The sequence below is a fragment of the Roseateles puraquae genome (genome assembly GCF_002205845.1).
Classification (GTDB): Bacteria; Pseudomonadota; Gammaproteobacteria; order Burkholderiales; family Burkholderiaceae_C; genus Pelomonas; species Pelomonas puraquae.
In genome coordinates, this window is the sequence record NZ_NISI01000001.1 from 1446590 (window position 1) to 1472285 (window position 25696).

Sequence of the window (25696 nt, forward strand, 5' to 3'; positions counted from 1 at the left end):
GAGCGTGGGCGCGGAGCGCTTCGACATTGCCGCCGTGCTGTTGGGTTTCGAGCCCGAGCCCTCGGCCTTCGCGCTGCTGGACGAGCATGCCCGCCAGCGGGTGTTCGTCGCGGGCGACGCCAGCGGCCGCTGGCACCCCTGCGTGCAGACGGCCCTGGCCGATGGCGTGCAGGCGGCCAAGCAGATCGAGCAGGCCTTGCGCCCGCAGGCCATGGCCGCACCGCTGCGGCACAACAACCGCCAGGTCATCCATCTGCAGGGGCTGCGTTTTCGGGCCAACCTCGGCGTGCTGGATTTCGAGCGCACCGGCCCTCAGCCCATCCAGGTGGATGCCGAAGTCAACCTCGGCTCGCTACCGGTGGTGGCGCGGGATGCCGACATCGGCCATGTGCTCGACTACCGCCGGGTGCGCACCGCCATCATCGATGAATGCACCGCCGAGCACACCGACCTCGTCGAGGCCTTGCTGGGCAAGCTGTGCAACCGGCTGATGAGCCTGCCCGGCGTCGTGGGCGTGCGGCTCAAGCTGACCAAGCTGGAGATCTTCCCCGACTGCGAAGTCGCCATCAGCACCGAAGTCGGCGCCTGGTAAGCCTGCCCTTGGGCCGCTTCCGCCTGCCACACCTTTGACCTGCGGCAAGCCGCAAACGCGAGGTCTTGACGCACATTAAGGACGCCAGCGCGCCATGCGCCGAGCATTGGGGCGTCCATGTTGCACACCTCGCACGTCAGTTGCTGCGCCAGCCTTCGGCAGACCCTGCTCCAGGGCTGGCAGCAGTCCTTCCCGCTGCATTCATCGCCGTTCCGGCAGATGGCTGCCAGCAGCGGCGCGACCCCGCGCGAGCTGCTTGCGCTGTGCCAGGACCTGCACCGCCGCGGCGCGCTTCAGCCCGTGCTTCCCACCTGGGGCGAAGGCCTGTCGCGCGAGCGCTGGCGCCTGGCCTTCAGCCCGGGGTGGGACGATGCCGCGCTGGCGTCGGCCGTGGCTGCGCTGCCCGGCTGCTTCCACCTGGAGCGTGCGTCCGCCCCCCAGCCCGGCCTGCCGGCGCTGTGGGCGGAGCTGGATGTACTGGACGCGACCGCGCTCGCGGCCCAGCTGGCACGGCTGCCCGAGCCGCCTTGTGCAAGCCTGGCGCTGCACGCCGCCACGCCGGGCGCAGCGGCTTGCGATGACATCGACACCGCGATCGCGCTGGAACGGGGCCTGCCCCTGTGCTCCCGCCCCTATGCCGACTGCGCCCGGCGCCTGGGCTGCAGCGAGTCGCGGCTGCTCGCGCGGATGCAGACGTGGCGCCGCAGCGGGCTGCTGGCCGGCCTGTCGCTCAAGCCCCCGCCATCGCGCGTGCCGCAGCCCGGCCTGTTGGCGCTCTGGCGCGAGGCCGCCACACCGCAGAGCCTGCAGCGCCTGCACGACCACCCCGGCGTGGAACGCATCCACACCGCCCACGGGACGCCGGCCTGGCCCTGGCGCCTGAGCCTGGTACTGCACGCCGCGCCCCAGCTGGCCCTCGACCAACTGCGCGAAACTGCCGCCCACGCCGGCCTGCGCGCGCCCGACGCCAGCCTGCGGCTGCAGATCGAGCAGCCGCGCGACCAGGCACTGCTGTTTCTCACCCGAACCGGCAATGCCTGAGCGGCGTTGAAGCCGCCGCCAGATTCGCCGGCCAACGCGAGAGCTGGCTCACGTGCCGCCCGTGCACACGGGCCGCTTGCATTCGCCGGATGCGGCCACAGAGACACAGAGTCACAGAGAGTTCCGGACGCGGGTCCCGCCCAAGCGCCTCTGTGTCTCTGTGCCTCTGTGGCTGCGTTCTCAGCGATCTCGCCTCATGACGCCCCGCCCCGATTCAAGCCGGCGTGCCGACCGGCACACCCGGCGTCAGCAACCGCTCCAGCAACTGGCGCACGCTGGTGATCTGGCTGCCGAAGGGCAGCGCCCCGCGGCCGCGGAAGAACAGGCCCTTGGCCATGTCGCCGCGCAGGGCTGCGGCCAGGCGCTGGTCGATGCAGAACTGGCCCCAGCCCTTCAGGCCGTCGCGCAGGCCGCACTGGCTCAGGCAATCAAAGGCCATGGTGCAGCGCTGCTTGAGCTGCACCACCGCCTGCAGGCGCTCCTCGGCCTTGAGGTACTTCTTGAGCCAGGGCGTCATTACCGCGCGCGCGGGCAGGCCGGCCACGCTGGTGAACTCCACCAGGTCTTCATCACGCGCCTGAGCCAGCACCTGCTTGAAGTGCGGATGGGCATCGCATTCCTCGGTCACGACGAAGGCGGTGCCCAGCTGCACGGCATCCGCACCCAGCGACTGCAGGCGCTGGATGTCCTCGCAGCAGCGCACGCCCCCAGCGGCGATCAGCGGTACCCGCCCTTCCATGCCGGCGTCACGGATCAGCTGGCGAACCGCGGGCAGCACGGTCTCGAACTCGAAGCGCGCATCGCCCAGGTCGGCCACCTTGGCCGCACCGAGGTGCCCCGCAGCATGGGCCGGGTGTTCGATGACGATGGCGCTGGGAAGGCGCTGGCGGCGCTCCCATTTCTTCCACAGCAGGGCCACGCCGCGCGCGTCGCTCAGGATGGGCACGAGGGCGGTGTCGGGATGGTCCTGCGCCAGCTCGGGCAGGTCCAGCGGCAGGCCGGCCCCCACCACCAGCGCATCGATGCCCTCCTGCAACGCGGTGCGCACGCTGGCCGCGTAGTCACTGACCGCGCGCATCACGTTCACCGCCAGCAGCCCGCGGCCACCGGCCAGCGCGCGCGCCTGGCGGATCTCGCGCGCCAGGGCCTCCTGGTTGGCCTGCTGGATGACATCCTTCTTGCGTTCGTCCGCGTCACTGAGGCCCTCGCTGCGGGCCATCAGGTCGGGGTGATGCCGGCGCAGGTCCACGGAAGCGATCGTGCCCCAGGCCCCCTGTGCGGCCACGCTGCCCGCCAGCCGGTGGGCCGAGATGCCCACGCCCATGCCGCCCTGCACGATGGGCAGAAGCTCGCGACTGCCCAGATGCATGGGCCTCAAGCCAGCGGCTTGGACGCGGTCCAGGAGCGGGGTGGGAGTCATGCGCAGCCTCGTCAGCAGTGGTGGGAGCCGGTGATGCTGGCGGCATGGGCGCCAGGGCGCCTTGATGTGGGGCAAGGTCAGGTCGATTGGCCGCGCGTCAGCCCGGCCGGCCGTCTATGCGCGGGCGCGACAGCACCGGCCAGTAGCGCACCGCATAGACCGCGAAGCCGGCCGACCACAGCGCCGCCGAGGCCAGGGCGGCATGCACGGTCTCGGAGGGCGCGAGCAGCGGCAGGCCCACCCGCACCAGGGCGGCCGCCGCGATGAGGGCATAGCTGGCGACCTCCCAGCCATCGGCCTTCAGCGGCCGACCGGTGTGGCCGCGGGCGGTTCGGGTCATCATGCCGATGACCAGGCCGCCGATGGCGCCGACGGTGAGCGCATGCGTGGCCAGCGAAGGGAGCACCCATCCCGCCGCCGCCGCGGCGCGCAGCAGCAGATGCACCGGCACCCAGGCGTAGGCCGCATGAAGCACCCACACCATCGGCACTCGCCGCGTGCGCCAGGGCTGCCAGAGCCACCAGCGCATCCCATGCGCCGCAGCGGCCAGCACCGCCAGCATGGCCAGCAAGGGGCCACCCACGCCAAGCGCATCCACGGCCAGCAGGGTCAGCACGCTGCCCAACGCCGCTTGCTCGACGCGGGCGTGACGCGTCGCGGTCGCACCCGGCACGCCGTTGTTGGTGAACATCGGCACGACCCGCCCGGCCATCACCGCAACGATGAACAGCACGACATCAAGCGCGAGCGGCAGGCCCAGGCCCACCGGCCAGGCCGCATGGCCCAGTTGCGTGGCGTGCACGCCCGCCACGGCCAGGGCCATCAGGACGAGCAGCCCGATGAAAAAGTAGTTGCGCCGGTTGCCCGCTCGCACAAAGGGCCTGGCCAAGGCTGCGGCGGTCAACAGCGGGAAGGCCACGTTCACCACGGCCGCTGCGCCGCCGAAGGGCGTCAGCACCAACACGCGCGCCAGCAGCCACAGTGCCGCCAGCGCCGCCAGCGGCCAGCCAGTGGGCGTGGGCTGGTTCGTCCAGTTGCGACCGGCGGTGAACAGGAAGCCCACGATGACGGCCAGCGCGAAGCCGAACAGCATCTCGTGCGCATGCCACATCGGGCCGGCGAGGTAGGTGTGCCCCAGCAGGCCACTGAACTGCAGGGCCCACAGCGGCACGGACAACGCGGCGAATCCTGCCGCCAGCAGGTAGAAGGGCCGAAAGCCCAGCGCGAAAAGTGCAAAGCCGGCCGGCGTCGCGCGGGGCGGCTCCTCCAGGCGGAGCAGCGGCGTCATGCCGCAAGTCCGGTGGCCGCTGGCAAGCGCAGCAACTGCGCCAGTCCCTCGCGGTTGGCCGTGATGTCGGCCAGGGTGTAGCGGTCCAGCACCTCGTAGAAGGCCTCCAGGGCCTGCGCCAGCACGCCCTTGAGGCGGCATTGGCCCACGATGGCGCAGGGTCGGCCCCGGGAGGAAAAACACTCGGCGGGCAAGTCCGGCGCCTCGGTCTCGCGCACCACATCCCCGAGGCGGATCGCCTCGGGCAGGCGTGCCAGCGTCAGGCCACCGCCCTTGCCCCGCACGGTGCTGACCCATCCGTGGCGGCCCAGGTGATGGACCACCTTGGTGAGGTGATTGGCCTTCACGTCGAACGCGGCGCAGATCTCGGCCACCGTGGCACGGCGGTCGGGGTCGGTGGCCAGGTACATCAGCACGCGCAGGCTGTAGTCGGTAAAGGTGGTGAGTTTCATCGGGGTCGGGCCGGTCAGCAGGGCACCGGCATCAGCCAGCGCAGGCCGCCATTTGAACATGCATTTGCAATGCATTAATTCTAGAAAGCCACGCCAATCGGGCGTTTGACCGGCGTCAAGCCACGACCGGCGCGCGAAGATCGGCCGGGTTTGGGACAATGCGCGGGTTTTGCCTCGACGGCACCCGTCGCCACCCTCCAGCGCGCCCACCGAGCGCCCTGCTCCGCCCATGTCCGAAGTTCTCGCCCCCCAAGCCCCCGCCACGCCCAGCGCTGAAGACCTCGCGGCCAAGAAACACGCCCACGAGATCAACAAGCTCTCCAAGCGCCTGCACCGCCAGGTGGGCCAGGCCATCACCGACTTCAACATGATCGAAGAAGGCGACAAGGTCATGGTGTGCCTGTCCGGCGGCAAGGACAGCTACTCCATGCTGGACATCCTGATGAACCTGCAGCAGCGGGCTCCCATCAAGTTCGAGCTCATCGCCGTCAACCTCGACCAGAAACAGCCCGGCTTCCCCGAGGACGTGCTGCCCAACTACCTCAAGACCCGCGGCGTGCCCTTCCACATCGAAGAGCAGGACACCTACTCCGTCGTCAAGCGCGTGGTGCCCGAAGGCAAGACCACCTGCGGGCTGTGCTCGCGGCTGCGCCGGGGCATCCTGTACCGCGTGGCGGGCGAGTTGGGCTGCACCAAGATCGCGCTCGGCCATCACCGCGACGACATCGTCACGACGCTGTTCCTGAACATGTTCTTCGGCAGCCGCATGAAGGGCATGCCGCCCAAGCTGGTCAGTGACGACGGTAAGAACGTGGTCATCCGCCCGCTGGCCTATGTGAAGGAGCCCGACCTCGTGCGCTGGGCCGAGCACCGTGAGTTCCCCATCATTCCGTGCAACCTGTGCGGCAGCCAGGAGAACCTGCAGCGGGTGCAGGTCAAGGCCATGATCAACGAGTGGGAGAAGCGCTACCCCGGCCGCATCGACAACATCTTCACGGCCATGACCAACATCGTGCCCTCGCACATGATGGACAAGAAGCTCTTCCCCTTCGAGACCATCCAGGCCACAGGCCAGGCCACCGCCGATGGCGACATCGCCTTCGACGACGACGAGTCTTGCGCCACGCCGTCTGCCGGTGCTTCGGTGATCACGCTGCAAAGGTGATTTACACGGGGGAAATCTGCACGGGTCAGAATCGCTCCATCCCTTGATGGAGGTGCTCATGAACCGCCGCCTGATCCTCACCGCCTTCGCCGCCGCCTCGGTGGCGGCCCTGGCCGGCTGTGCCGGCCCCTACACCGTCTCCGCCGACGTATCGAGTTATGGGTCCTGGCCTGCCGACCGCAAGCCGGGCACCTATGCCTTTGACCGCCTGCCCTCGCAGCAGCAGAGCGAAGAGGCCGTGAAGCGCCAGACCACGCTCGAGGACGCCGCCCGCGGCGCGCTGGAGCGAGCCGGCTTCAAGCCCGCAGCCGACGCCAAGACGGCTGACGTGCTCGTGACGCTCGGCGCCCGCGTCACCGCCTACGACCCCGTGCCCTGGGACGACCCGCTGTGGTGGCGCTGGCGTGGCCGCCTGTTCTCCCCGCGCTACGGCTATGCCGCCGGCTGGGGCGGCTGGGGCTGGCGCCAGGACCCCTTCTTCGACCGCCGCTACGACCGCGCCGTGGCCGTGCTCGTGCGCGACCGCGCCACCGGCGAAGCGTTGTTCGAGACCCACGCCAGCAACGAGGGCATGACGATGGGCAGCGACGCCGTCATCACCAGCCTGTTCGACGCCGCCCTGGCCGAGTTCCCCAAGGTCGAGCCCAAGTCCCATCGGGTCTCGGTGCAGGCGATACGCTGAGCACCCGGCCGGCCTGCCCATAATCGCGGCTTCGTCAAAACGTAGTCGCAAGGCAGGCATGGCGCTGAACATCGTGATCATGGCGGCGGGCAAAGGCACCCGCATGAAGTCCGCCACCCCCAAGGTGCTGCACAAGCTGGCGGGCCGCTCGCTGTTGGCGCATGTGCTCAAGCGCTGTGAGCCGCTCAGCGCCAATGCGCGCATCGTCATCACCGGCCATGGCGCCGAGCAGGTGGAAGCGGCCGTGCAGGCCGAGGGCCTGAGCTTCGTGCGCCAGATGCCCCAGCTCGGCACGGGCCACGCCATCCAGCAGGCTGTGCCTGCGCTGGTGGGCGACGGCACCACGCTCATCCTCAATGGCGACGTGCCGCTCATCGAGACGAGCACCGCCAAGGCCCTGATCGATGCCTGCGCCGGCCATGCCCTGGTGCTGCTGACCGTCGACCTGGCCGACCCCACCGGCTACGGTCGCATCATCCGCAACGCCGATGACGGCGGCGTGCTTGCCATCGTCGAGCACAAGGACGCGACGCCCGAGCAGCGCCTCATCCACGAGGGTTACAGCGGCATGATGGCCGCACCCACGGCCGCGCTCAAGCGCTGGGTGGGCCAGCTCAGCAACAACAACGCCCAGGGCGAGTACTACCTGACCGACATCGTCGCGATGGCCGTGGCCGAGGGCCTGCCCGTGCTCGGCATCAAGGCCCACAACGAGACCGAGGTGCTGGGCGTCAACGACCCGGTGCAGCTCGCACAGCTGGAGCGCGCCTTCCAGGCCCAGCAGGCCGAAGGCCTGATGCGCGCCGGCGTGCGGCTGGCGGACCCCACCCGCTTCGACCTGCGCGGCACGCTGACGCATGGGCAGGATGTCGAGATCGACGTGAACTGCGTGTTCGAAGGCCAGGTGACGCTCGGCGACGGCGTGCGCATCGGCGCGAACTGCGTGATCCGCAACGCGACCATCGCTGCCGGTGCGCGCATCCACGAGTTCACGCACATCGACGGCGAAGCCGCCGGGGCCAGCGTGGGCGAAGGCGCGCTGATCGGCCCCTTCGCACGCCTGCGCCCGGGCGCGCAGCTCGGCGCCGAGGTGCATATCGGCAACTTCGTCGAGGTGAAGAACTCGACGCTGGCCAAGGGCGCCAAGGCCAACCATCTGGCCTACCTGGGCGACGCCACCGTGGGCGAGCGCGTCAACTACGGCGCCGGCTCCATCACCGCCAACTACGACGGCGCGAACAAGCACCGCACCACCATCGGCGACGACGTGCACGTGGGTTCCAACTGCGTGCTGGTGGCCCCGGTGACCCTGGGCAACGGCGCCACCATCGGCGGCGGCTCCACCATCACCAAGGACGTCAACCCGGGCGACCTCGCGGTGGCGCGCGGCAAACAGGTGGCCCTGACCGGCTGGACCCGCCCAGCCAAGAAGCGTTGAATCAAAACCTCGAATAGGCCGGTCGCCGTGACTTAGTTCCGGCGATTGACCCGGGATCGTTGGAATCAGGGGTCACGTTGCGCGCTTGGCCGCCGTTACGATGGCCCCGACTCACCCAGCCGCTGTACCCATGGCCCACGAACTCGACTTTGCTGCGCTTTCGCTTGACGACGCCATTCCGGCGGACCTCGGCGCCTTCGAGATCGCCCAGACCCGGCGTGAACAGTCCGAAGCCGAGGCCCGCAACCGCGCGCTCGAACTCAAGGCCCAGGCCTGCGACAACGCGGCTGACGCGTGCTGGTACCTCGCCCGCAGCCTCGGCGCTGCCCGGGACCTGCCGCAAGACGGTGAAGCCAGCCTGGAGCTGCTGTTCCAGCTGATCGGCGCGCTGGCTGACCTGCCCACCGACATCGCCACCGCCCCGCTGCCCGACGTCGTGGGCGGCCGAGACGACGGCATCACCGAACTCTGCCTGCAGCTCGAAGCGGCCCGCGAGGTCACGCACGAGGCGCTCATCGACGCCGAACTCGCACCGGCCCGTACCCAGCACTGCCACTGAAGCCGCACTGAACGCACATAGAAAAGGCGCCTCGAGAGGCGCCTTTGTCATGGGCGGACGGCTCAGCCGCCGCTGGCGGGCAGCCGGTCAGCCGAGGCCACCGGCGGCAGCGTCAAGCGGTTGTCCACCGCCTTGACGCCCACCGTGTTGGAGGCCACGACCGTGGCGCGCTCGCGGGCCTGCACGTCGGGCGCCTGGCCTTCGAGCTTGACCACACCGTGGTCCGTGCTCACCGCGATAGGCACGGCTGACAACGTCGCGTCCGCCGCCAAGGCCTGGCGCACCTGGACGGTGATCTGCGTGTCGGCCGGGTCCGGCGTGGCCGGCGCCGGTGCCGGAGCGGGGGCGGGGGCCGCCTGGGCGACGACCGTCGGCGTCCCGGAGCCGGCCGTCACGGGCGGGACGGTGGGCGAGGCGGCGGAGGCGGCAGAGGCGGCCTCAGCCGGCGTGGCCGTAGCCACCTGCGGAGCCGGCACCACTTGCGGAGCCGGCACCACCTGCGGGGCCGTCAGCGCCTGCGGCGTCTCACGCACCAGCGGCGGCGGCGACACCTGGGCCAGCACCTCCGGCTGCGGTGTCAGCGTGCGCACCACCGGGGCGGGCGTCTCGGCACGCGGGGCCGGGGTCGCCGTCCAGACCGGCGGGCCGCTGGTGGCCGGCGCCTTGGCGATGCGGGCCTCGGCAGCCGCGGGTGCGGTCACCGGCGCAGCAGCGGCGGCCTTGGGCGTGGTGACCTCAGGCTTCACCGGCGCGGCCTCCACAGGTGCGGGTTCAGCCTTGGGCGACTCGGTCTTGGCCGTCGGCTCGTCCGACACCGGCGCGGCATCGACCGGTGTGGCCGTCGGCCCCGCACCCGGCGGCTGGCTTTGCAGCTGAGCGTCTTCCGGCGACGGCGTCACCTGGCCGACCACCACCGGCGTCGCCGACTCGGCGGGGTTGCTGGGCGAAAAGCTGCGCGACACCGCCACCGCACCGCCGATCAGCAGCACACCCACGCCCGCGCCCACCACCCAGGGCACGCTGCTGGAACGCGGCGCCGGCGTCGGTGCCGAGGTTGCAGCGGCTGGGCGCACGGTTGGTGCTGCCGATGCGAAGGCGGGGGCCGGCTTGCTCATCGGCTGCTGAACCGGCGCCGGGCGCACGGTTGCGGCGGCTGGCGCTGCCGAGGCGGCGGCGGCCGTCGGCGTCCAAGCCGGCGCATCACCGTGCAAAGGCGTGTGCAGGGACACGGGCTTGGCACCCGCCTTGAAGCCGCGCTTCTGGTTGAAAGCGGGGCTGTTCGTCTTGACGCGCGGTGCGTCTGCGCTGATGTGCGAGTCCCAGCCGTCAGCATGCATGGATTTCGGGAATTTCATCAGAGCCTCCTGGGTCGTGATCGACCGGTTCGTGATGAATCCATTCTTGGGACCGCGGCGGCCCCGCCATGCCGGTGCGGGTCACCTCGTCTTGTAGGACAAGCAGACCCGCCGGTGAGCAGATGTGAGCACTGTCAGTGAAGGCGGCGGCCCGAACCAGGGCGCACGCCGGGCGTCGCGCGTCAGAACCCCTGCACGGGCAGCTCTGCGCCGCGTTGCAGCCAGTTGCGTGGCGAGTAGTGGCTGGCCGCGTCGGTCACATGCAGGGTGTAGGCATGGCGCGACTTCTCGGAGCGGTTGGCCGCCGAGTAGTGCGGCAGCAGGCCGTGGAAGACGACCAGCGAACCGGCCTCCACCTCCAGGGGCACCGCTTCCTTGGAATCGGCCGCCGGCCAGGGCGTGGCATCGACCTGCTCCATCCAGGCCTTGCGGCCCTCGCGCACGAAGCGCTCGCGCAGCACGCCGCGCGCGCCACGATGGCCGCCGGGTTCGGCCCAGAGGCAACCGTTCTGCAGCGTCGCGTCTTCCAGCGCGAACCAGAAGGTGGTGACGGTGATCGGGTCGCTCTCGAAGAAGCTCGCGTCCTGGTGCCAGCGCACCTCGCCGCCGATGCCCGGCTGCTTGAAGATGAACATGCTCTGCCAGACCTGGGGCCGCGTCAGGCCCAGCGCTGCCGCCACCTCACGCAAGGCCGGGCCCTTGGAGAAGCGGCTGAAGACCGGATCGAGATCATGCATGGCATGGCCGATCTTGTTGATCGCCAGCTCCTTGGGCACGCGCAGCCGCCCTTCGGCATCGAAGGCCTCCTCCTCGAAGAAGCAGCGCACCTGGTCGCCGCTGTCCAGGAAGTAGTCGTCCACGTGCCGCTGCTGCTCCTCGGTCGTGAACACCGGGCGCTGCTCGCCGGGATCGAAGCCGTCGACGATCTGCAGTGCACGTTCTCGCAGCGCAGCGATCTCGGCGGCAGTCTTGAATCCGGGAATGACGAGGAAGCCTTGTTCGGCGTAGCGCGCGGTGTCGACGGTCATGGCAGTGCGATGCGAAGTGAGCCCGATTGTGGCCTCACTGCGAAGCTCCGCCCGCTGTCACCGGCTTCAAGCTGGCTTCAGGCCGGCTCCCACACGAGCGCCACCGCCAGGGCCGCCTCCGTCACAGCCTGCCCGAGCGGGCTGGCGGGATCGGGGCGGCGCAGATGCGGCACGCCGCGGCTCAGATCCACGCTGCCCACCACGCGGTCGCCCTGCAGGAACTCATAGCCCACGGCGGAGGCGGTCGCGATGCCGCTGCCCTCCAGGCGGTGCACCGAGCGCACGGCCAGCGCCAGGTCGCCGCGCTGGTAGCGTCCTTCGCGCGTCTGCTGGCCCCACTGCACACGGCCTTCGCCCACGGTCATGGTCGCGTCGGAGGCGCCGCTCCAACGGCAGGTCAACGTCCAGGGCTTGGTGGCCACCGTCATCACGCCACGGCCCACCTCGGTCTGGCGGGCCGTGCACTCCGCCTGGCTGTCGCCCGCGGGGCCGGACCATGTGTAGCGCAACGGCGCCTTGCCGGTGGCCAAGGTGTCGAACAGCGAGAGCCGGTCGGCGCCACGGTCGTAACGCACCCGCTGGCCAGACAGCGCGAAATCGCCCTGGCGCCCCCAGCCGGGCTTGCCAAAAGATTCGTCCGCCACCGCAGCCAGGCTGGCCGGCTGCGCCATGCGCGCTTCGCGCACCACGCCGCAGGCCGACAGCGCCAAGGCCGCAACCACCACCCCGCCCCGCAGGGCCCACTCATTGATCGCCTGCATGGCTTCACCTGGGTTCACATCAGGCGGCGGACTCTAGGCCTCTGGCCGGCAGATGCCGGTCCTCACCCGTGACGGGCGTCATGCCCGCAAGGGCGACGGACTCAGCGCGCGTCGGACGCCAGCGCCAGCGCCAGCGCGGCTTCCGTCACCGCGCGACCGAGCGGCGTGCTCGGGTCGGGGCGCCGCAGGCGGGGCACCGGCCCGCCCAGGTCCAGGCTGGCAACGACGGTGCCCTGGTAGAGCATCTCGTAACCGATGGCCGTGGCCTGGGGCTTGGCACTGCCCTCGGCGAGATGGGCCGACCGCAGGCCCACGGTCAACTCACCACGCCGGTAGGCGCCCTCCCGGCTGAGCTGGCCGCCGCGCCGCTGGCCCTCGCCGATCTGCAGCATGGCGGCGGGCGCGCTGCCCCAGCGGCAGCTCAGCACCCAGGGGCGCGGCTCGCCACTGCCCGCAGGCGTCCACCCTTCACAGACCGCGGCACTTTCACCCGCCGGCCCCGCCCAGCTGAACCGCAGCGGCGTGGCGACACCGGCCGGCAAGCGCTCGAAAAGGGCGATGCGGTCGGCGCCACGCTCGTAGCGCACGCGCTGGCCGTGCAGGCTGAACTCGCCCTGCCGCCCCCAGGTTGGCTTGCCGAAGGTTTCCTCGGCCACGCCGGCCACCGAGGCCGGCTGCACCATGCGCTGGTCGCGCCCGCCTGGCGCAGCCGGCTCACGCACGGCGGCACAACCCGCCAGCAGGGCGATCATGGACAGTACAACTGGGCGAAAGCGCATGGGCAGCCGATGAGAGTAAGGTGCCTGCACTCTAGAGCCAGGCGGCCGATCGACTGTTACCTGGCGTTGCTTTCGTGAGCGGGCTGCAGCCTGTCGCCCCCGGCGGCCGCTGGTCCGCGGCGAAGCCCGGGCCATCGCAAACGCGGGTGCCAGCGCCGCGGCGGCTGTCATGCTGAGCACCTTTCCCACACAGGCCCCTTCATGAACACGCCACTCACACTGCGGCTGCGCCTGGCCGCCCTCGCCTTGCTGGCCGAAGCCGCCCACCTGGGCTGGGAGGCGCTGCACGGCGGCATCGTCACCCACCACCTGCTTCAGCGCGCTGACCTGCCCGGTATCTCCAATGCCTGGGGGCTGCTGGTGCTGCCGGCGCTGGGCGCCTGGTCGGCCGGTCGCTGGCGGGCTTGGCGTGACGCTCGCTGGAAGGTCGCCCTGGGCGTGCTGCTGCCGCTGGTGATGGGCGCGGCCTTGTCCATCGCCTTCCGGCTGCAATGGCAGGCCGGCACCGAGGCCCTCTTCTTCAGCCTGCTCCTGGCGGCCCTGGTGCTGCCCGCACACCGGCCGGAAAGCCTGCTGGGCTTCGTGCTGGGGATGAGCTGGACGTTTGGCGCCGTCATCCCACTCGTCATCGGCGGCTTGCTGGCGCTGATCTCCTGGCTGGTGCGCGGCGTGGCCCGCTGGGCCTGGCAGTTCGTAGGCAGGGCCTCGGCATGAGGGCGGGTTCGTGCTGCAATCGGCGCTCGACTTCAGGAGGACACCATGCAGCGCGTGACCGGCATTGGCGGCATCTTCTTCAAATCCCGCGACCCCGACGCGCTGGCCGCCTGGTACCGGCGCCATCTGGGCGTAGACGTGCAGCCCTGGGGCGGCGCCGCGTTCAGCTGGGTGACGCCCGACAACCCGGGCGGCGTGGGCACGACGGTGTGGACGGCGTTCAAGGCGGACACCGAGTACTTCGCGCCCAGCAGCGCGCCCTTCATGGTGAACTACCGCGTGGCCGACCTGCACGGCCTGATCGCCGCGCTGCGCGACGAAGGCTGCCAGGTCGTGGGTGAGCCGCAGGACTCCGAGTACGGCAAGTTCGGCTGGGTGCTCGACCCCGACGGCAACAAGATCGAGCTCTGGGAGCCGCCCGCGGGTCAATAGCCCTTGACCGGGTCGGAGGCTGCGCCTTCGGGCGCCGAGGCAGCTTCGCCCGGCGCGGGCAGCCCGATGCGGGCGATCGCGAGGTCACCCGCAAACTCGGAATAGAACCAGTCGCCGTTGACCTGCACCAGCCCTTCGGCCGGTGGCGACAGCTGCACGTTCGGCTGCCCCTTGAGCGCCACCGCCATGGTGGCGGCCCACACCGGCAAGGCCAGGCCGCCGCCACTTTCCCGCTCACCCAGAGACTTGGGCTGCGGGTAGCCGATCCACACCGCGCCAGCGCGCGTGGCCTGGAAACCGCAGAACCAGGCGTCCACCGCGTCATTGGTGGTGCCGGTCTTGCCGTACAGATCCCAGCGGCCCAGCATGGCGCTGGCCCGTGCCGCCGTGCCCTCGCGCGCCACGGCCGCCAACAGTTGAGACGTCATGAAGGCATTGCGCGCACTCACCGCCGGGCGCGGCCTGGGCGGGTCGGCCTTCCAGATGACCTCGCCCTGCGCATCCTGCACGCGCTGGATCAACCAGCCGGTGGGCAGCTGCCCCTCGTTGGCAAAGGCGGCATAGGCCTGGGCCATCTGCAGCGGCGTGACGCTGCCGGTGCCGAGCGCGATCGTGAGGTTCAGCGGCTGCTTGTCTTCATCCAGGCCGAAGCGCGCCGCCCAGGCGCGGGCGCGCTGCGGCCCGAGGGCCTGGGCCACACGGATGGTGACCATGTTCTTGGACCGGGCCAGGGCCTCGCGCAGCGTGAGGGCCTCCTCATACTGGCCGTCGTAGTTGCGCGGCGTCCAATCGCCCTGCTCGAAGGGCTGGTCGCTCACCAGCGTGCCGGCCCACGCGCCCTGCTCGATCAGCCCCGAATAGATGAAAGGCTTGAAGGCCGATCCTGGTTGGCGCCAGGCCTGGGTGGCCGAGTTGAACTGGTTGCGCGTGAAGTCGAAGCCGCCCACCAAGGCACGGATGGCGCCCGTGGCCGGGTCCAGCGTGACGACCGCGCCTTCGGCCTGGGGCGTCTGGCTGACCTGCCACTGCTTGTTGGACTCCAGCACCCGCAGCACCGCGCCCCGCTTGAGGTTCTGCACCGGGCGCAGCGCCGCGCCCTTGAGCGTGATGCGGTCGCCATCGGCCAGGGCCAGCTCCGCCGCGCCCTTGTCGACCTTGAGCAGCACCGCGGTGCGCAACTCCCCCAGGTCGGGGTGCGCGTCGAAGGCGGCGTCCAGCGCTTCGTCCTGCCCATCGCCCACCGGCACGTCAACCACGGCCTCCGGGCCGCGGAAAGGCTGGCGGCGTTCCAGCTCGAACAAGGCATGACGCAGCGACTGCTGGGCCGCCGCCTGCTCGGCGTAGAGCAGCGTGGTCGTGACCGTGAGGCCGCGGGTGTAGGCCTCTTCGCCGAAGCGGGTCAGCATCTCCTGGCGCACCATCTCGGCGGCATGGTCGGCAATGCCGGCCAGGCGCTTGGGGCGCTGGATGTCGAGCGACTGCTCGCGCGCGGCCTTGGCCTGTTCCGCGGTGATGAGGCCCACGCTGGCCAGCCGCTCCAGCACCACGGCCTGGCGGCGCTTGGCGCGCTCAGGGTAGACGGCCGGGTTGAGTCGGTTGGGGTCCTTGGGCAGGCCGATCAGCACGGCCACCTCGGCGGTGCTGAGCTTGTCCAGCGTCTTGCCGAAGTAGCGCTCGGCGGCCGCGGCAAAGCCGTAGGCACGGTTGCCGAGGTAGATCTGGTTCATGTAGATCTCAAGGATCTGGGCCTTGGTCAGCGCATGCTCGATCTTGATGGCCAGCAGCGCCTCCACGACCTTTCGCGACCACCGCTGCTCCTTGGTGAGGTAGGTGTCGCGGGCGAGCTGCTGCGTGATGGTGGACGCACCGTGCAGCGGCCCGCTGTGCGTGAGGTTGCGCAGCATGGCGCGCAGGATGCCGCTGAAGTCGATGCCGGCGTGCTCGTAGAAGTCGGCGTCCTCCACGGCCAGCAGCGCGTCCTGCATGGGCTTGGGGATGTCCTTCAACGGCACGAAGCGGCGGCGTTCGGCACCGAACTCGCCGAGCAACTGGCCATCGGCACTCAGCACGCGCAGCGGCTGGTGGGGCTGGTAGTCGGTCAGCACATCCAGCGCGGGCAGTTGGTGCCAGAGGATCAGGGCCACGATGGCGCCGATGAGGAGCAGCACCAGCGGCAGGCCCAGCAGGGCCATCAGCCAGGGGCGGGACATCAGCGCCTGGACAAAGGAGGAGCGTCGCAGCAAGGGAAAGGGCTCACGAAGTTGCAGGTCCGCCCGGACGCCCTGACCCGCCGGGCGATGCCGGGTGAGGCCGCGTCTGGCCGGGGCCGCAGCTTAGCGCCCCGTTGTAAACGCATGCGCCCGTCTTCGTCAGCCAGGGCGCCGAGGGGTTGTCAGTCAAGTGGCCGGCGTCGTGGCGGACGCCTCGCGCAGGCCGAAGCGCTGGGCCGCGTTGCCCCAGGCGATGCGGCCGGCCACCTCGGCAGGCAGTTGGCCGAGCCACTGGCGGTAGTCAGCGAACAGATCCCCGTAGTGCTGCCAGCGCTGCGTGATCCAGGTGTCCGAGCCGATGAGAAACCGGTCCGCGTGCCGGGTCAGCAGCGCGCGCCAGTCGCTGCTCAGCCGCCCGTCCTGCGTGAGCCCGGGCCGGTAGGAGAGTTCGCCACACAGGCCGGGATGCTTCTCCAGCAACTCGCGCACGCGCGCCAGGGGCTCGCCCGCGATGCCGGTGTGCGCCCAGATCAGCGAGGTACCCGGCGCATGACCGAGCAGCTTGTCGACGGCCACATCGTCCACATGGGCCAGCACCGTCAGGCCCCGATCGCGCGCGAGCTTCATCAGCGCCACGGCCGTGGGGCCATCGGCATTCGCGCTGTCATAGAGGTGGAACTCGCCCAGGCCTCGAAACGGCCCGGCGGGGCTGCCGGCTTCCAGCTGGGCCAGCACCATGCGGCGGATGCCGTCGTCGGCGAACCAGCCGGTGTAGTCGGCCCGGTTGCGGTACAGGCGCACGAAGGGCACCCACTGCGGCCCGGCTTCGGCCACCAGCCGCAAGGTGCCGTCGTTGGGCCGGCTGTTGACCAGCGCACCACGCACACCCGCACGTGCCATACGGGCCAGCACGTCAGCCGGCGGGTGGGGCTGCTGGGCGTCGTCGTTGTAGTGCAGGTGGGCGTCGAACATTGGCCCCGCATAAAGCGGCTGCGCCCACGCGCCCCGGGGCAACACCGTGCAGGCTGCACCGGCCTGCAGCAGGCGGCGCCGCTGCATCAGAACGCCCGCTCCGCGCTGGCAATCAGCCGGCTGATGCGCGACACCGACAGCCCCAGTTGCGCGGCCAGCGCCGTCATCGAGACGCCGCCCTCGGTGTGCGCCAACCACAAGGCCTGCTCGCGGATGCCGCCCGCGCGCCGCAGCCATTCGGCATACCCCACGCGCGACGCCCCACGGCGGCTGGCCGCCGCGGCCGCACGCATGCGCTCGGCAAAGGCGGCATCGCCAAGAAAGATCTGCTGCCGCAGCCGACCTGGCCAGAGCTGCAGCGCCGGCTCCGAGGCCACCAGCCGCGCATAGCGGGCGCCGGCCGTGCGATGGTCGGCCGCCGACACGGCGGGCCGGCCGAGCAGGTAGCCGTGCAGGCCCTCCACGTCGAGCCACTCGGGCGCAGGCTCAAGTGACGCCAGGGCGCGGTGGCTGCCGGCGGCCCAGTCGGCCGCGCTGGCCACGAGCCGGTGCCGCACCGGGCCCAGGTCGACATACCGGCAGGCATCGAGCAGATAGCGCTCGCGATCGACCAGCACCGCGCGGAATCGCCCCTGGAACAGCGGCCCCACGGCGCCGTGGCGCCGCTGGTGGTGCTGGGTGTAGACACCGTTCACGTGCCGCATCAGCTGCGACAGGTTGGCCCGCCGGGTGAAGAGCAGCAGTTGGTACTGGTCAGGCAGCAGGCAGTAGGCCAGCGCCTGGGCGTCGAATCGTGCCAGCGCCTGCGCCATCACCGCGCGCATCTCGGCATGGTCCGTGTCGTCGGCGAACGCCGCGGCGCCACCCTCGGGCGGGCAGCGGGCACCCACCAGATAGGCGGCACCTGCGATCTCCAGTCGAACCGGCCTGGCCATGCCCCACCTTAAGGGCCGGCGCGCGGAATGGCAAGATGGCGGCCTGCCGGCCCTCCTCCCGCCACATGAAGACTCACCAGATCGAAATCCAGAAGTTCAAGGCCGCCGCGAACAACCTGCAAGGCCAGGTCGTGTTCAAGATCGACACGCTGGTGTCGCCGCGCACGCCCATCGACGGCATCGAGCCCAGCAGCCTGTTGATCATGACCGAGCAAAATGCCCGGGTGCTGATGGCCCTGCTGAAGACGCAGATCGCCGAATTCGACAGCAAGAAACCCAAGAGCCGCCACGGCCGCCACGGCTGACGCCACCCGCCACAGGACCCACTGCATGCAGTACCCGCAATACAACCCGGCCTCGGACAACCGCCCGCTGAGCGACGAGGAACTCGAAGACCTCGACGACCTGCTGGCCGCCCTGCCCACCGATGGCGCCATGAACATCGAGGCGCTGGACGGCTACCTGGCCGGCCTGCTGCTGACGCCGGGCCGCCGCCTGGCGGACCTCCCGGGCCAGGCCTGGCTGCCCGAAGTCTGGGGCGGCGACACCGAGCCCGAACCCGCGCCGTTTGCCAGCGGCAAGCAGCGCAAGAAAGCGGTCATGCTGGTGCTGCGCCACCTGCACTCCATTGCCGTGGCATGGGCTGAACGGCCGCAGGCCTGGGAGCCCATCTTCAGCTTCGCCGACGGCGAGGACGAAGACACCGAGTACGCCGATGCCGAGGACTGGGCCGCCGGTTTCCTGATGGCGGTGGACCTGGCGCCCGACGCCTGGGCGCCCTGGTTCGACCAGGGCGAGACGGCCGAGCTGCTGGCGCCGGTGGCCGCCCTGGGCAGCCCCGATGGCGCGCTGGCCGAAGGCTCCCCGGCAGAGCGCGACGAAGCCAGCCGCAAGATTCCTGACGCCATGCTGGCGCTGTGGGCCATCCGCCAAAAGATCGGCGACAAGGCGTAACCATCCCCTCAACGCAGGTGGTCGGCGGCGCGAGTTTGGTTCACACTCAGGTCATGTTCCAGACCTTGCTTGCCGCCACCGGTCTCGTCGTGTGCATCGCGTTGGCGGTACACATGATGCTGCCCTACCGGCTCAAGACCCGTGTCGACCGCGCGGCCCGCGGTCTGGCGGATGGCGCGCAGCGGCAGTTCGCCCGGCTGATGGGCTGGCGCCGCCAGCGACGCCAGACCCGCGCCGCAGCGATGGAGGCGGAGCGCGTCATCCGCCGCGCCCGCGAGTCGGCCCTGCACGACGCGCGCGACAGCCGCACCGACGGCGCCTGGGAAGGCAACGTCTACCGGCCCAAGAGCTTCGAGAAGCCCAAAAAGCCCCATTGACGGCCCCCCGTACCGGCTGACGCCGGGCCCCCAAGGGGACGCATGCGGCTGACCGGCAGAGCCGGATCAGCGCATGCCGCTGGAAGAGGCGCCAACCTCCGGTGGCGCCGACTGACAAGTCAGCGCTTGACCCGTCAGTCAGTCACCCGACTGCTGCAGCCGCCACATGTCGGCATAGCGGCCGTTGCGGGCGAGCAGGTCGTCGTGGTGGCCGCGCTCGATGATGTGGCCGTGTTCGAGCACCAGGATCTCATGCGCATCGACCACCGTCGACAGCCGGTGGGCAATGACCAGCACGGTCTTGTCCTGTCCGACGGCTTCGAGCTCGGCCTGGATGGCGCGCTCGTTGGTGGAGTCCAGCGCCGAAGTCGCCTCATCAAAGATGAGGATGGGCGGGTTCTTCAGCAGCGTGCGGGCGATGGCCACGCGCTGCTTCTCGCCGCCTGAGAGCTTCAGGCCGCGTTCGCCGACCATGGTCTCGTAGCCCTTGGGGGTGCCCGCGATGAAGTGGTGGATGTGCGCCGCCCTCGCGGCGGCCTCCACCTCGGTCTGGCTGGCGCCCGGTCGGCCGTAGGCGATGTTGTAGGCCACCGTGTCGTTGAACAGCACCGTGTCCTGCGGCACGATGCCAATGGCGCGGCGCAGGCTGTGCTGCGTGACACTGCGCAGGTCCTGCCCGTCGATGCGGATGCTGCCGCTGTCAATGTCGTAGAAGCGGTAGAGCAGGCGCGCCAGCGTGCTCTTGCCCGAGCCGCTGGGGCCCACCACCGCCACTTTCTTGCCCGCCGGGATCTCGAAGCTGATGCCGTGCAGGATGGGGCGTGACGGCTCGTAGGCGAAGCGCACGTTGTCGAACACCACCGACGCGCCGCTCACCTGCAGCTCGGCCGCACCGGGGGCATCGGCCACCTCGCGCTCGCGGTCCAGGAGCAGGAACATCTTCTCGATGTCCGTCAGGCTCTGCTTGATCTCGCGGTAGATGACGCCCAGGAAGTTGAGCGGGATGTAGAGCTGGATCATGAAGGCGTTGACCATGACGAGGTCGCCCAGCGTCATGTGCCCCTCCACCACACCCTGGGTCGCACGCCAGAGCATCAGCACCAGGGCCGACGCGATGATGAGCTGCTGCCCGGTGTTGAGCATGGACAGCGTGGTCTGGCTCTTGAGCTGGGCGCGGCGCAGCTTCTCCAGGCTCTCGTCGTAGCGGCGGGCCTCGAAGTCCTCGTTGTTGAAGTACTTGACCGTCTCATAGTTCAGCAGCGAGTCGATGGCCTTGCTGTGCGCGACCGAGTCCAGTTCATTGAGCGTCTTGCGGAACTGGGTGCGCCATTCGGTCACCACGACCGTGAAGCCGATGTAGACCACGAGGGCCGCCACGGTGATGCCGGCGAACCAGGCGTCGAACTTCACGCCAAGCAGCGTCAGCACCAGCACCACCTCGATCAGCGTGGGCACGATGCTGTAGAGCGAGTAGCTGATCAGCGAATGCACGGCCCGCGTGCCGCGCTCGATGTCGCGCGTCATGCCGCCCGTCTGGCGCTCCAGGTGAAAGCGCAGCGAGAGCTCGTGCAGATGCCGGAACACCTGCAGCGAGATGCTGCGCGCGGTGCCTTCGGTCGCCTTGGCGAAGATCAGCTCGCGCAGCTCGGTGAAGAGCGACGTCGACAGGCGCAGCGCGCCATAGGCCAGCAACAGCCCGAGCGGCACCACCAGCAGCGCCTGCGGCTGGCCGGGCTTGAGATCCAGGCTGTCGATGAGGGACTTGAGCAACAGCGGCACGCCCACGTTGCTGAGCTTGGCGCCAACCATGAAGGACAGCGCCAGCCCGACGCGCCAGCGGTAATGCCAGAGGTAGGGGAGCAGGCGGCGCACGGTGCCCCAGTCGCCGCGCACAGGGGCGGCGCCTTCGGCAGGAAGCGGGAGGCTATGGGATCGCATGTGTTGATTGTCGGCCGCCGGCCTATCTCTTGATGACGGTGTTTCGCTTGATGCGGCGCAAACTCCGTGTTGCCACGGCATCCGAAGATGGGGGCTTGACCTGGTCCGACAAGCCAGGTCGACCGGGACGGCAAGTCCTGGAGTGCGCCCCGAACGAACAATCACTGGAGGATTGCATGCGCCAGAACCTGCCCGTCACCCAGAAGGACTACGCATTTCCCGCCGACCAGACGCTGATCTCCATCACGGATCTGAAGGGACGGATCACCTACTGCAACAGCAACTTCGTGGCCGTGAGCGGCTACTCGGAAGCCGAGTTGCTGGGCCAGCCGCACAACCTCGTGCGCCACCCCGACATGCCCGAGGAGGCTTTCCGCGACATGTGGGCCACGATCGAATCGGGCCTGCCCTGGACGGCGCTGGTGAAGAACCGCCGCAAGAACGGTGACCACTACTGGGTGCGCGCCAACGCGACGCCCGTGCGCGACGGCGATCGCACGGTGGGCTATCTGTCTGTGCGCACGCGCCCCTCCGATGAAGAAATCCGCCAGTTCGACACCCTGTACGCCCGCATGCGCGATGAGGCCGCCGCCGGACGCCTGCGCCATGTGCTGCACCGCGGCCAGGTGCGGCGCGCCGATCTGCTCGGGCGCACGCTGCAGTTCCTGAGGCCCGAGCTGCGTGGTCGCATCGCCGGCCTGGCCACGCTGGCCGCCGCCGGCCCGCTGCTGGCCAGCTGGCTGGGCGCGCCGGGCTGGGCCCAAGGGCTGGCCGCCGCCGCCACGATCGGCACGGCCAGCGCCGGCCTGATCAGCATCATGCTGCGCCCGCTGCGCGCCGTGGTCGAGACCGCCAACCTGATGGCCGGCGGCGACCTCACCGAGCAGGTGACCGTACGCGGCCAGGGCGAGGTGCGCGAGCTGCAGCTGGCGTTGGCCCAGCTGACGGTGTCGGTACGCACGGTCGTGCGCGACGTGCGCGACGAGGTCGCCCACCTGATGAATGCATCGCGCGAGATCTCCTCGGGCAACCAGGATCTCTCGTCCCGCACCGAGTCCCAGGCCAGCAGCCTGGAACAGTCCGCCGCAGCCATGGACCAGATCGGCGGCACGGTGCGGCAGACGTCAGACCTCGCCGGCGAAGGCGCCCAGCTGGCCCACGGCACCGGCCAGGTGGCCCACCGCAGCCAGGAAGCCGTGCACCAGGTCTACGACACCATGCAGGAGATCGCCGACTCATCACGGCGCATCGGCGACATCATCCAGGTGATTGAAGGCGTGGCCTTCCAGACCAACATCCTCGCCCTCAATGCCGCCGTGGAGGCCGCGCGGGCCGGGGAGCAAGGGCGCGGCTTCGCGGTCGTGGCATCGGAAGTGCGGGCGCTGGCCCAACGCACGGGTGCGGCAGCCAAGGAGATCCGGGCACTCATCGAGGAATCGCGCGAACGGGTGGAAACCGGCGGCCAGCGGGCCGACGAAGCCAAGCGGCGCATGGACGAAGTCATGCAGGCGGTGACCCGCGTCAGCGGCGTGCTGGAGGAGATCAACAGCGCGGCGCGCGAGCAGTCCATCGGTGTCGGTCAAGTCGGTGAGGCCGTGCAGCACCTGGACAGCCTCACGCAGCAAAACGCCGCCATGGTGGAAGAGCTCGCCGCCTCGGCCAGCTCCCTGAACGACCAGGTCGGCCGCGTGCACAGCGCGATCCGCGTGTTCCGCCTGATGCCGCAGGACAAGAGCCTGGCCGAGGTCAGCGCAGTGGACCTGCGCAAGCAGCAGCGCGAGACGAGCGCCCCGGCACCCCAGGTGGCCGCGACGGCCGTCGCTCCCAAGCCGGCGGCGACCCCGGCCAAGCCGGCCTCCGCGTCCGCGCCTCGAAAGGCTGCACGGCCCGTGGCGGCCAAGCCCCTGCCGGTCGCCACGGCTGTGCCGGCACTCGCAGCCGCACCGGGCGGCGAGGCGGAAGGCGACTGGCAGAGCTTCTGATCCGGCGCGGCATGGCGCGGGGAAGTGTGGAACGGTTCCTGCATTGGCGTTGACAGCGTCGCCGCGGCTGAAGCGGCTGCACCGACAATTCCACCTTCATTGCAGTACTCACCATGACCGATCAGACCACCCCCGCTCCTGCCACCCACGAAGGGCGCCAGCTCGTGCTGCGCGTGATGCCCATGCCGGCGGATGCCAATGCCAACGGCGACGTCTTCGGCGGCTGGATCATGGCGCAGGTCGACATCGCCGGCTCCATCCTGCCGGCACGGCTGTCCAAGGGCCGCATCACGACGGTGGCCGTCAACGAGTTCATCTTCAAGCAGCCGGTGTCCATCGGCGACCTGCTGAGCTTCTACGCCACCGTCACCCGCGTGGGCCGCACCTCGGTGACGGTGCATGTGGAGGTCTATGCCGAGCGCAACCCCGAAGCGCCGCAGGTGGTCAAGGTGACCGAGGCCAACCTCACCTACGTGGCCATCGACCGCGACGGCAAGCCCAGGCCCGTCATCGCCTGATCGGCCAGGGCCTCGGCCCACAGCGCATAGCCGCGGGGGCCGGGGTGAAAGCCGTCTGCCGCCATCAGGGACGCCGCATCCCGCTGCATCGCCGCGGGCAGGTGCAGCACCTGGCGGCCGGGTTCGCCCGCCACGTGGGCTTGCAGCGCGGCGTTGAACCGCGCCGCCTGCTGCCCGAAGAACCAGCGCAGAGGCTGCGGCAGCACGGGAAAGTGCTGCATCGGCGGCGCTGCGCAGTGGATGCTCAAGCGCACGCCTGCGCGCTCGGCAGCGATGCGATGGATGTCGCGCAGCGCAGCCAGGGCATGGCTTGCCGGCACCTGGTCCACCACGTCGTTCACACCCAGGGCCGTCACGAGCAAATCGGCCGGCGCGAGTTCGGCGGACTGAAGTGCGGCCAGCGCCTGCTCGGTGCGGTGGCCGCTGGTGGCGACCAACTGCCAGCCGACGGGCTGGCCGGTGCGGCGAGCCAGCGCTTCACTCAAGCGACCTGCCAGGGCTTCCTGCTGGTGCGCCGCCCCCACACCGGCCGCGGATGAATCACCCACCAGGAGCACGCGCAGCGTGCCGCCCGGCTGCGCGCGCGGCCCCGCCGCTTCGGGCAGGCGCAACGCGGTCGCACGCACCTGCCGGCCCTGCCAGAGCAGCAGCGGCCCGAGCAGGACTCTTGCGATCACTGGAACTTGGAGAAGTCCGGCGCGCGCTTCTGGAAGAAGGCCTGGAAGGCTTCCATGGCTTCAGGGCTGCGCAGGCGCGCGCCGAAGATCTCGGCTTCACGCGCGATGGCGGCCTTGACGGCTTCCTGCTGCGGCTCGCGGATCAGGCGCTTGCTGTCACGCACGGCACCCGGCGCGAGGTTGTTGAAGCGCTCGGCCACGCGGCGGGCATGGTTGACCACCTCGCTGCCCGGCAACACGCGGTTGGCAATGCCGCATTCCACCGCCTGCTCGCCGGTGAACGGATCACCCAGCAGCAGCTTCTCGGCCGCGCGGCGGTTGCCCATCAGCTGAGGCACCACCAGGCTGGAGGCGAATTCCGGCACCAGACCCAGGCCGACGAAGGGCATGGCCAGGCGGGCGTCATCGGCCACGAAGACGAGGTCGCAGTGCAGCAGCAGCGTCGTGCCGATGCCGATGGCCGCGCCGGTCACGGCCGCCACCACCGGCTTGGTGCTGTTGACCAGCGCATGCATGAACTGGAAGACCGGCGCCTCGGCATCGCGGGGCGGCGCGGCCATGAAGTCTTCGAGGTCGTTGCCCGACGTGAAGATGCCGGGCTGACCGGTGATGAGCACCGCCCGCACGGTGGCGTCCTGGTCGGCAGCACGCAAGGCATCCGCCATGGCCTGGTACATGGCCTGGGTGATGGCGTTCTTCTTTTCGGGGCGGGCGATCTCGATCGTCGCCACGCCGTTAACGGTGTAGGTCTTGATGGTCATGAAGGGTTCCTGGTGCGAAGGGCAAAGAACACAGCCACAGAGGCACAGAGACACAGAGGCGGCTTCACGCGATTCTCTCTGCGGCTCTGTGCCTCTGTGGCTGGATCCTGAGGTGACCGTCAGGCGGTGGCGGTCTTGGGCTGGAACTGGGTCCAGTGGTTGGCGAGGTGCATCAGGTGTGCACGCTCATACTGGACCTTGGTCAGCTCACCATAGGCAAAGTGCGGACGCAGCGTGCCGTTGAAGTTGGCGAAGGCCTCCATGGCATCCAGCAGGCGCTGCACCGACACCTTGAGCGCCTGGGCGGCGTCCAGCGCAGGGGCGCCGGGAATCGGCTCCGACAGGTCATGGCTCATCGCGCCACGGGCGTTGAACACCGTGAACGCCGCCGACCCGAGCGTGGAGCGAAACCACGCCCCCTTGAGGGCCGGGAAGCCCTGCATCGAGAACTCGATGCTCTGCGCCAGATGCTGCAGCACCTGGCTCAGGTTCCAGGGGTTGCCCTGCACGACCTGCTCGCGGAAGAGCAGGTCCAGCACCGCCTGCTGGCCCTGCTGCCAGGTGACGAAATGGCTGAGGCGGCCACTGCAGCCCACGAGCTGCGTGGCCGCGACCGGCGTCGCGAGCAATACCGCGGAGGTTTTGAGAGCGCGACGTCGATCCATG

At 70.0% G+C, this 25696-nt stretch carries 26 protein-coding genes and 1 pseudogene; 13 read left to right on the forward strand and 14 right to left on the reverse strand.

From position 1 onward, the window contains the following. Window positions 1-211 precede the first annotated feature (211 nt). Window positions 212-592 carry a dihydroneopterin aldolase gene (locus CDO81_RS28720; RefSeq protein ID WP_241516898.1) on the forward strand — a complete coding sequence of 127 codons (381 nt, stop codon included), beginning with the start codon at window positions 212-214 and terminating at the stop codon, window positions 590-592. Between the two features lie 117 nt (window positions 593-709). Further along, window positions 710-1633, forward strand: a complete 924-nt coding sequence (locus tag CDO81_RS06565; protein WP_088482284.1) for an Lrp/AsnC family transcriptional regulator — start codon at window positions 710-712, stop codon at window positions 1631-1633. A gap of 214 nt (window positions 1634-1847) precedes the next feature. Here CDO81_RS06565 and CDO81_RS06570 read toward each other — a convergent pair whose 3' ends face one another. The 3 genes from CDO81_RS06570 to CDO81_RS06580 all read right to left on the reverse strand — a co-directional run bounded on the left by CDO81_RS06570 (window position 1848) and on the right by CDO81_RS06580 (window position 4793). Then, window positions 1848-3053 carry an NAD(P)H-dependent flavin oxidoreductase gene (locus CDO81_RS06570; protein ID WP_088482285.1) on the reverse strand — a complete coding sequence of 402 codons (1206 nt, stop codon included), beginning with the start codon at window positions 3051-3053 and terminating at the stop codon, window positions 1848-1850. Window positions 3054-3150: 97 nt separating this feature from the next. After that, window positions 3151-4341 (reverse strand): NnrS family protein, encoded by a 1191-nt coding sequence (locus CDO81_RS06575; protein WP_088482286.1) that lies wholly within the window; start codon window positions 4339-4341, stop codon window positions 3151-3153. Further along, a complete protein-coding gene (locus CDO81_RS06580) occupies window positions 4338-4793 on the reverse strand; it encodes an RrF2 family transcriptional regulator (RefSeq protein ID WP_088482474.1) in 456 nt (151 codons plus the stop codon). The genes CDO81_RS06575 and CDO81_RS06580 overlap by 4 nt, the downstream gene beginning before the upstream one ends. A 292-nt stretch (window positions 4794-5085) precedes the next feature. Here CDO81_RS06580 and ttcA point away from each other — a divergent pair. The 4 genes and pseudogenes from ttcA to CDO81_RS06600 all read left to right on the forward strand — a co-directional run. Further along, a pseudogene (gene ttcA, locus CDO81_RS06585) lies at window positions 5086-5958 on the forward strand (tRNA 2-thiocytidine(32) synthetase TtcA); the annotation flags it as partial. A gap of 58 nt (window positions 5959-6016) precedes the next feature. Continuing rightward, the gene (locus CDO81_RS06590; RefSeq protein WP_088482475.1) at window positions 6017-6640 is read left to right on the forward strand and encodes a DUF4136 domain-containing protein; all 624 of its coding nucleotides are present in this window, start codon (window positions 6017-6019) and stop codon (window positions 6638-6640) included. Window positions 6641-6698: 58 nt separating this feature from the next. Next, window positions 6699-8078 (forward strand): bifunctional UDP-N-acetylglucosamine diphosphorylase/glucosamine-1-phosphate N-acetyltransferase GlmU, encoded by a 1380-nt coding sequence (gene glmU, locus CDO81_RS06595; RefSeq protein WP_088482288.1) that lies wholly within the window; start codon window positions 6699-6701, stop codon window positions 8076-8078. Between the two features lie 130 nt (window positions 8079-8208). Then, window positions 8209-8637 (forward strand): hypothetical protein, encoded by a 429-nt coding sequence (locus CDO81_RS06600; RefSeq protein ID WP_088482289.1) that lies wholly within the window; start codon window positions 8209-8211, stop codon window positions 8635-8637. Between the two features lie 62 nt (window positions 8638-8699). On the opposite strand, the gene CDO81_RS27505 is transcribed toward CDO81_RS06600, so the two are convergent. The 4 genes from CDO81_RS27505 to CDO81_RS06625 all read right to left on the reverse strand — a co-directional run bounded on the left by CDO81_RS27505 (window position 8700) and on the right by CDO81_RS06625 (window position 12533). Next, window positions 8700-9992 (reverse strand): BON domain-containing protein, encoded by a 1293-nt coding sequence (locus tag CDO81_RS27505; RefSeq protein ID WP_144397152.1) that lies wholly within the window; start codon window positions 9990-9992, stop codon window positions 8700-8702. A gap of 182 nt (window positions 9993-10174) precedes the next feature. Continuing rightward, on the reverse strand, window positions 10175-11020 hold the full coding sequence (locus CDO81_RS06615) for a phytanoyl-CoA dioxygenase family protein (protein ID WP_088482292.1): 846 nt from the start codon (window positions 11018-11020) through the stop codon (window positions 10175-10177). A 77-nt stretch (window positions 11021-11097) separates the two neighbouring features. Next, window positions 11098-11781, reverse strand: coding sequence for a hypothetical protein (locus tag CDO81_RS06620; protein ID WP_088482293.1), 684 nt, complete (start codon window positions 11779-11781; stop codon window positions 11098-11100). Window positions 11782-11882: 101 nt separating this feature from the next. Further along, window positions 11883-12533 carry a hypothetical protein gene (locus tag CDO81_RS06625; protein WP_088482294.1) on the reverse strand — a complete coding sequence of 217 codons (651 nt, stop codon included), beginning with the start codon at window positions 12531-12533 and terminating at the stop codon, window positions 11883-11885. A gap of 228 nt (window positions 12534-12761) precedes the next feature. Here CDO81_RS06625 and CDO81_RS06630 point away from each other — a divergent pair, with 228 nt between their 5' ends. Continuing rightward, window positions 12762-13274 carry a hypothetical protein gene (locus tag CDO81_RS06630; RefSeq protein WP_088482295.1) on the forward strand — a complete coding sequence of 171 codons (513 nt, stop codon included), beginning with the start codon at window positions 12762-12764 and terminating at the stop codon, window positions 13272-13274. Between the two features lie 45 nt (window positions 13275-13319). After that, window positions 13320-13706, forward strand: coding sequence for a VOC family protein (locus CDO81_RS06635; protein WP_088482296.1), 387 nt, complete (start codon window positions 13320-13322; stop codon window positions 13704-13706). On the opposite strand, the gene CDO81_RS06640 is transcribed toward CDO81_RS06635, so the two are convergent. The 3 genes from CDO81_RS06640 to CDO81_RS06650 all read right to left on the reverse strand — a co-directional run bounded on the left by CDO81_RS06640 (window position 13700) and on the right by CDO81_RS06650 (window position 17823). Beyond that, window positions 13700-15916 (reverse strand): penicillin-binding protein 1A, encoded by a 2217-nt coding sequence (locus CDO81_RS06640; RefSeq protein WP_144397153.1) that lies wholly within the window; start codon window positions 15914-15916, stop codon window positions 13700-13702. The two genes, CDO81_RS06635 and CDO81_RS06640, sit on opposite strands and share 7 nt — an antisense overlap. Before the next feature lie 186 nt (window positions 15917-16102). Beyond that, window positions 16103-16975: an amidohydrolase family protein gene (locus CDO81_RS06645; RefSeq protein WP_088482298.1), complete on the reverse strand. Its 873-nt coding sequence runs from the start codon at window positions 16973-16975 to the stop codon at window positions 16103-16105. After that, window positions 16975-17823 (reverse strand): transposase, encoded by an 849-nt coding sequence (locus tag CDO81_RS06650; protein ID WP_088482299.1) that lies wholly within the window; start codon window positions 17821-17823, stop codon window positions 16975-16977. The genes CDO81_RS06645 and CDO81_RS06650 overlap by 1 nt, the downstream gene beginning before the upstream one ends. Before the next feature lie 65 nt (window positions 17824-17888). Between CDO81_RS06650 and CDO81_RS06655 the strand changes: the two genes are divergently transcribed. Genes CDO81_RS06655 through CDO81_RS06665 form a run of 3 tightly spaced genes read left to right on the forward strand, consistent with a single transcriptional unit; the run spans window position 17889 to window position 19154 of the window. Next, entirely contained in the window at window positions 17889-18128 is a 240-nt protein-coding gene (locus CDO81_RS06655; protein WP_088482300.1) for a hypothetical protein, read from the forward strand. 25 nt (window positions 18129-18153) lie between these two features. Next, entirely contained in the window at window positions 18154-18777 is a 624-nt protein-coding gene (locus CDO81_RS06660) for a UPF0149 family protein (protein WP_088482301.1), read from the forward strand. 53 nt (window positions 18778-18830) lie between these two features. Beyond that, the gene (locus CDO81_RS06665) at window positions 18831-19154 is read left to right on the forward strand and encodes a hypothetical protein (RefSeq protein WP_088482302.1); all 324 of its coding nucleotides are present in this window, start codon (window positions 18831-18833) and stop codon (window positions 19152-19154) included. Window positions 19155-19292: 138 nt separating this feature from the next. Here the strand turns inward: CDO81_RS06665 and CDO81_RS06670 are convergent, their stop codons facing one another. Further along, window positions 19293-21092: an ABCB family ABC transporter ATP-binding protein/permease gene (locus tag CDO81_RS06670; protein WP_088482303.1), complete on the reverse strand. Its 1800-nt coding sequence runs from the start codon at window positions 21090-21092 to the stop codon at window positions 19293-19295. A gap of 176 nt (window positions 21093-21268) precedes the next feature. Between CDO81_RS06670 and CDO81_RS06675 the strand changes: the two genes are divergently transcribed. Beyond that, window positions 21269-23074: a methyl-accepting chemotaxis protein gene (locus tag CDO81_RS06675; RefSeq protein ID WP_088482304.1), complete on the forward strand. Its 1806-nt coding sequence runs from the start codon at window positions 21269-21271 to the stop codon at window positions 23072-23074. Between the two features lie 113 nt (window positions 23075-23187). Continuing rightward, entirely contained in the window at window positions 23188-23592 is a 405-nt protein-coding gene (locus tag CDO81_RS06680) for an acyl-CoA thioesterase (protein ID WP_088482305.1), read from the forward strand. On the opposite strand, the gene CDO81_RS06685 is transcribed toward CDO81_RS06680, so the two are convergent. The 3 genes from CDO81_RS06685 to CDO81_RS06695 all read right to left on the reverse strand — a co-directional run bounded on the left by CDO81_RS06685 (window position 23544) and on the right by CDO81_RS06695 (window position 25695). Beyond that, window positions 23544-24269, reverse strand: a complete 726-nt coding sequence (locus CDO81_RS06685; protein WP_088482306.1) for an SGNH/GDSL hydrolase family protein — start codon at window positions 24267-24269, stop codon at window positions 23544-23546. The two genes, CDO81_RS06680 and CDO81_RS06685, sit on opposite strands and share 49 nt — an antisense overlap. Beyond that, a complete protein-coding gene (locus CDO81_RS06690; protein WP_088482307.1) occupies window positions 24266-25030 on the reverse strand; it encodes an enoyl-CoA hydratase in 765 nt (254 codons plus the stop codon). The genes CDO81_RS06685 and CDO81_RS06690 overlap by 4 nt, the downstream gene beginning before the upstream one ends. 119 nt (window positions 25031-25149) lie before the next feature. After that, complete coding sequence (locus CDO81_RS06695; protein WP_088482308.1) at window positions 25150-25695, reverse strand: DUF1569 domain-containing protein; 546 nt, start codon at window positions 25693-25695, stop codon at window positions 25150-25152. Between the last annotated feature and the right edge of the window lies 1 nt (window position 25696).

What these genes read in the sequence shown, in the direction of transcription:
- CDO81_RS06620 (WP_088482293.1), bottom strand. Translation starts at nt 11,781, where the DNA reads ATGCAGGCGATCAATGAGTGGGCCCTGCGGGGCGGGGTGGTGGTTGCG.
- CDO81_RS06615 (WP_088482292.1), bottom strand. Translation starts at nt 11,020, where the DNA reads ATGACCGTCGACACCGCGCGCTACGCCGAACAAGGCTTCCTCGTCATT.
- CDO81_RS06630 (WP_088482295.1), top strand. Translation starts at nt 12,762, where the DNA reads ATGAACACGCCACTCACACTGCGGCTGCGCCTGGCCGCCCTCGCCTTG.
- CDO81_RS27505 (WP_144397152.1), bottom strand. Translation starts at nt 9,992, where the DNA reads ATGAAATTCCCGAAATCCATGCATGCTGACGGCTGGGACTCGCACATC.
- glmU (WP_088482288.1), top strand. Translation starts at nt 6,699, where the DNA reads ATGGCGCTGAACATCGTGATCATGGCGGCGGGCAAAGGCACCCGCATG.
- CDO81_RS06695 (WP_088482308.1), bottom strand. Translation starts at nt 25,695, where the DNA reads ATGGATCGACGTCGCGCTCTCAAAACCTCCGCGGTATTGCTCGCGACG.
- CDO81_RS06640 (WP_144397153.1), bottom strand. Translation starts at nt 15,916, where the DNA reads ATGTCCCGCCCCTGGCTGATGGCCCTGCTGGGCCTGCCGCTGGTGCTG.
- CDO81_RS06645 (WP_088482298.1), bottom strand. Translation starts at nt 16,975, where the DNA reads ATGCAGCGGCGCCGCCTGCTGCAGGCCGGTGCAGCCTGCACGGTGTTG.
- CDO81_RS06680 (WP_088482305.1), top strand. Translation starts at nt 23,188, where the DNA reads ATGACCGATCAGACCACCCCCGCTCCTGCCACCCACGAAGGGCGCCAG.
- CDO81_RS06565 (WP_088482284.1), top strand. Translation starts at nt 710, where the DNA reads ATGTTGCACACCTCGCACGTCAGTTGCTGCGCCAGCCTTCGGCAGACC.
- CDO81_RS06580 (WP_088482474.1), bottom strand. Translation starts at nt 4,793, where the DNA reads ATGAAACTCACCACCTTTACCGACTACAGCCTGCGCGTGCTGATGTAC.
- CDO81_RS06655 (WP_088482300.1), top strand. Translation starts at nt 17,889, where the DNA reads ATGAAGACTCACCAGATCGAAATCCAGAAGTTCAAGGCCGCCGCGAAC.
- CDO81_RS28720 (WP_241516898.1), top strand. Translation starts at nt 212, where the DNA reads ATGGCCGCACCGCTGCGGCACAACAACCGCCAGGTCATCCATCTGCAG.
- CDO81_RS06690 (WP_088482307.1), bottom strand. Translation starts at nt 25,030, where the DNA reads ATGACCATCAAGACCTACACCGTTAACGGCGTGGCGACGATCGAGATC.
- CDO81_RS06650 (WP_088482299.1), bottom strand. Translation starts at nt 17,823, where the DNA reads ATGGCCAGGCCGGTTCGACTGGAGATCGCAGGTGCCGCCTATCTGGTG.
- CDO81_RS06600 (WP_088482289.1), top strand. Translation starts at nt 8,209, where the DNA reads ATGGCCCACGAACTCGACTTTGCTGCGCTTTCGCTTGACGACGCCATT.
- CDO81_RS06665 (WP_088482302.1), top strand. Translation starts at nt 18,831, where the DNA reads ATGTTCCAGACCTTGCTTGCCGCCACCGGTCTCGTCGTGTGCATCGCG.
- CDO81_RS06635 (WP_088482296.1), top strand. Translation starts at nt 13,320, where the DNA reads ATGCAGCGCGTGACCGGCATTGGCGGCATCTTCTTCAAATCCCGCGAC.
- CDO81_RS06660 (WP_088482301.1), top strand. Translation starts at nt 18,154, where the DNA reads ATGCAGTACCCGCAATACAACCCGGCCTCGGACAACCGCCCGCTGAGC.
- CDO81_RS06670 (WP_088482303.1), bottom strand. Translation starts at nt 21,092, where the DNA reads ATGCGATCCCATAGCCTCCCGCTTCCTGCCGAAGGCGCCGCCCCTGTG.
- CDO81_RS06575 (WP_088482286.1), bottom strand. Translation starts at nt 4,341, where the DNA reads ATGACGCCGCTGCTCCGCCTGGAGGAGCCGCCCCGCGCGACGCCGGCC.
- CDO81_RS06675 (WP_088482304.1), top strand. Translation starts at nt 21,269, where the DNA reads ATGCGCCAGAACCTGCCCGTCACCCAGAAGGACTACGCATTTCCCGCC.
- CDO81_RS06590 (WP_088482475.1), top strand. Translation starts at nt 6,017, where the DNA reads ATGAACCGCCGCCTGATCCTCACCGCCTTCGCCGCCGCCTCGGTGGCG.
- CDO81_RS06625 (WP_088482294.1), bottom strand. Translation starts at nt 12,533, where the DNA reads ATGATCGCCCTGCTGGCGGGTTGTGCCGCCGTGCGTGAGCCGGCTGCG.
- CDO81_RS06570 (WP_088482285.1), bottom strand. Translation starts at nt 3,053, where the DNA reads ATGACTCCCACCCCGCTCCTGGACCGCGTCCAAGCCGCTGGCTTGAGG.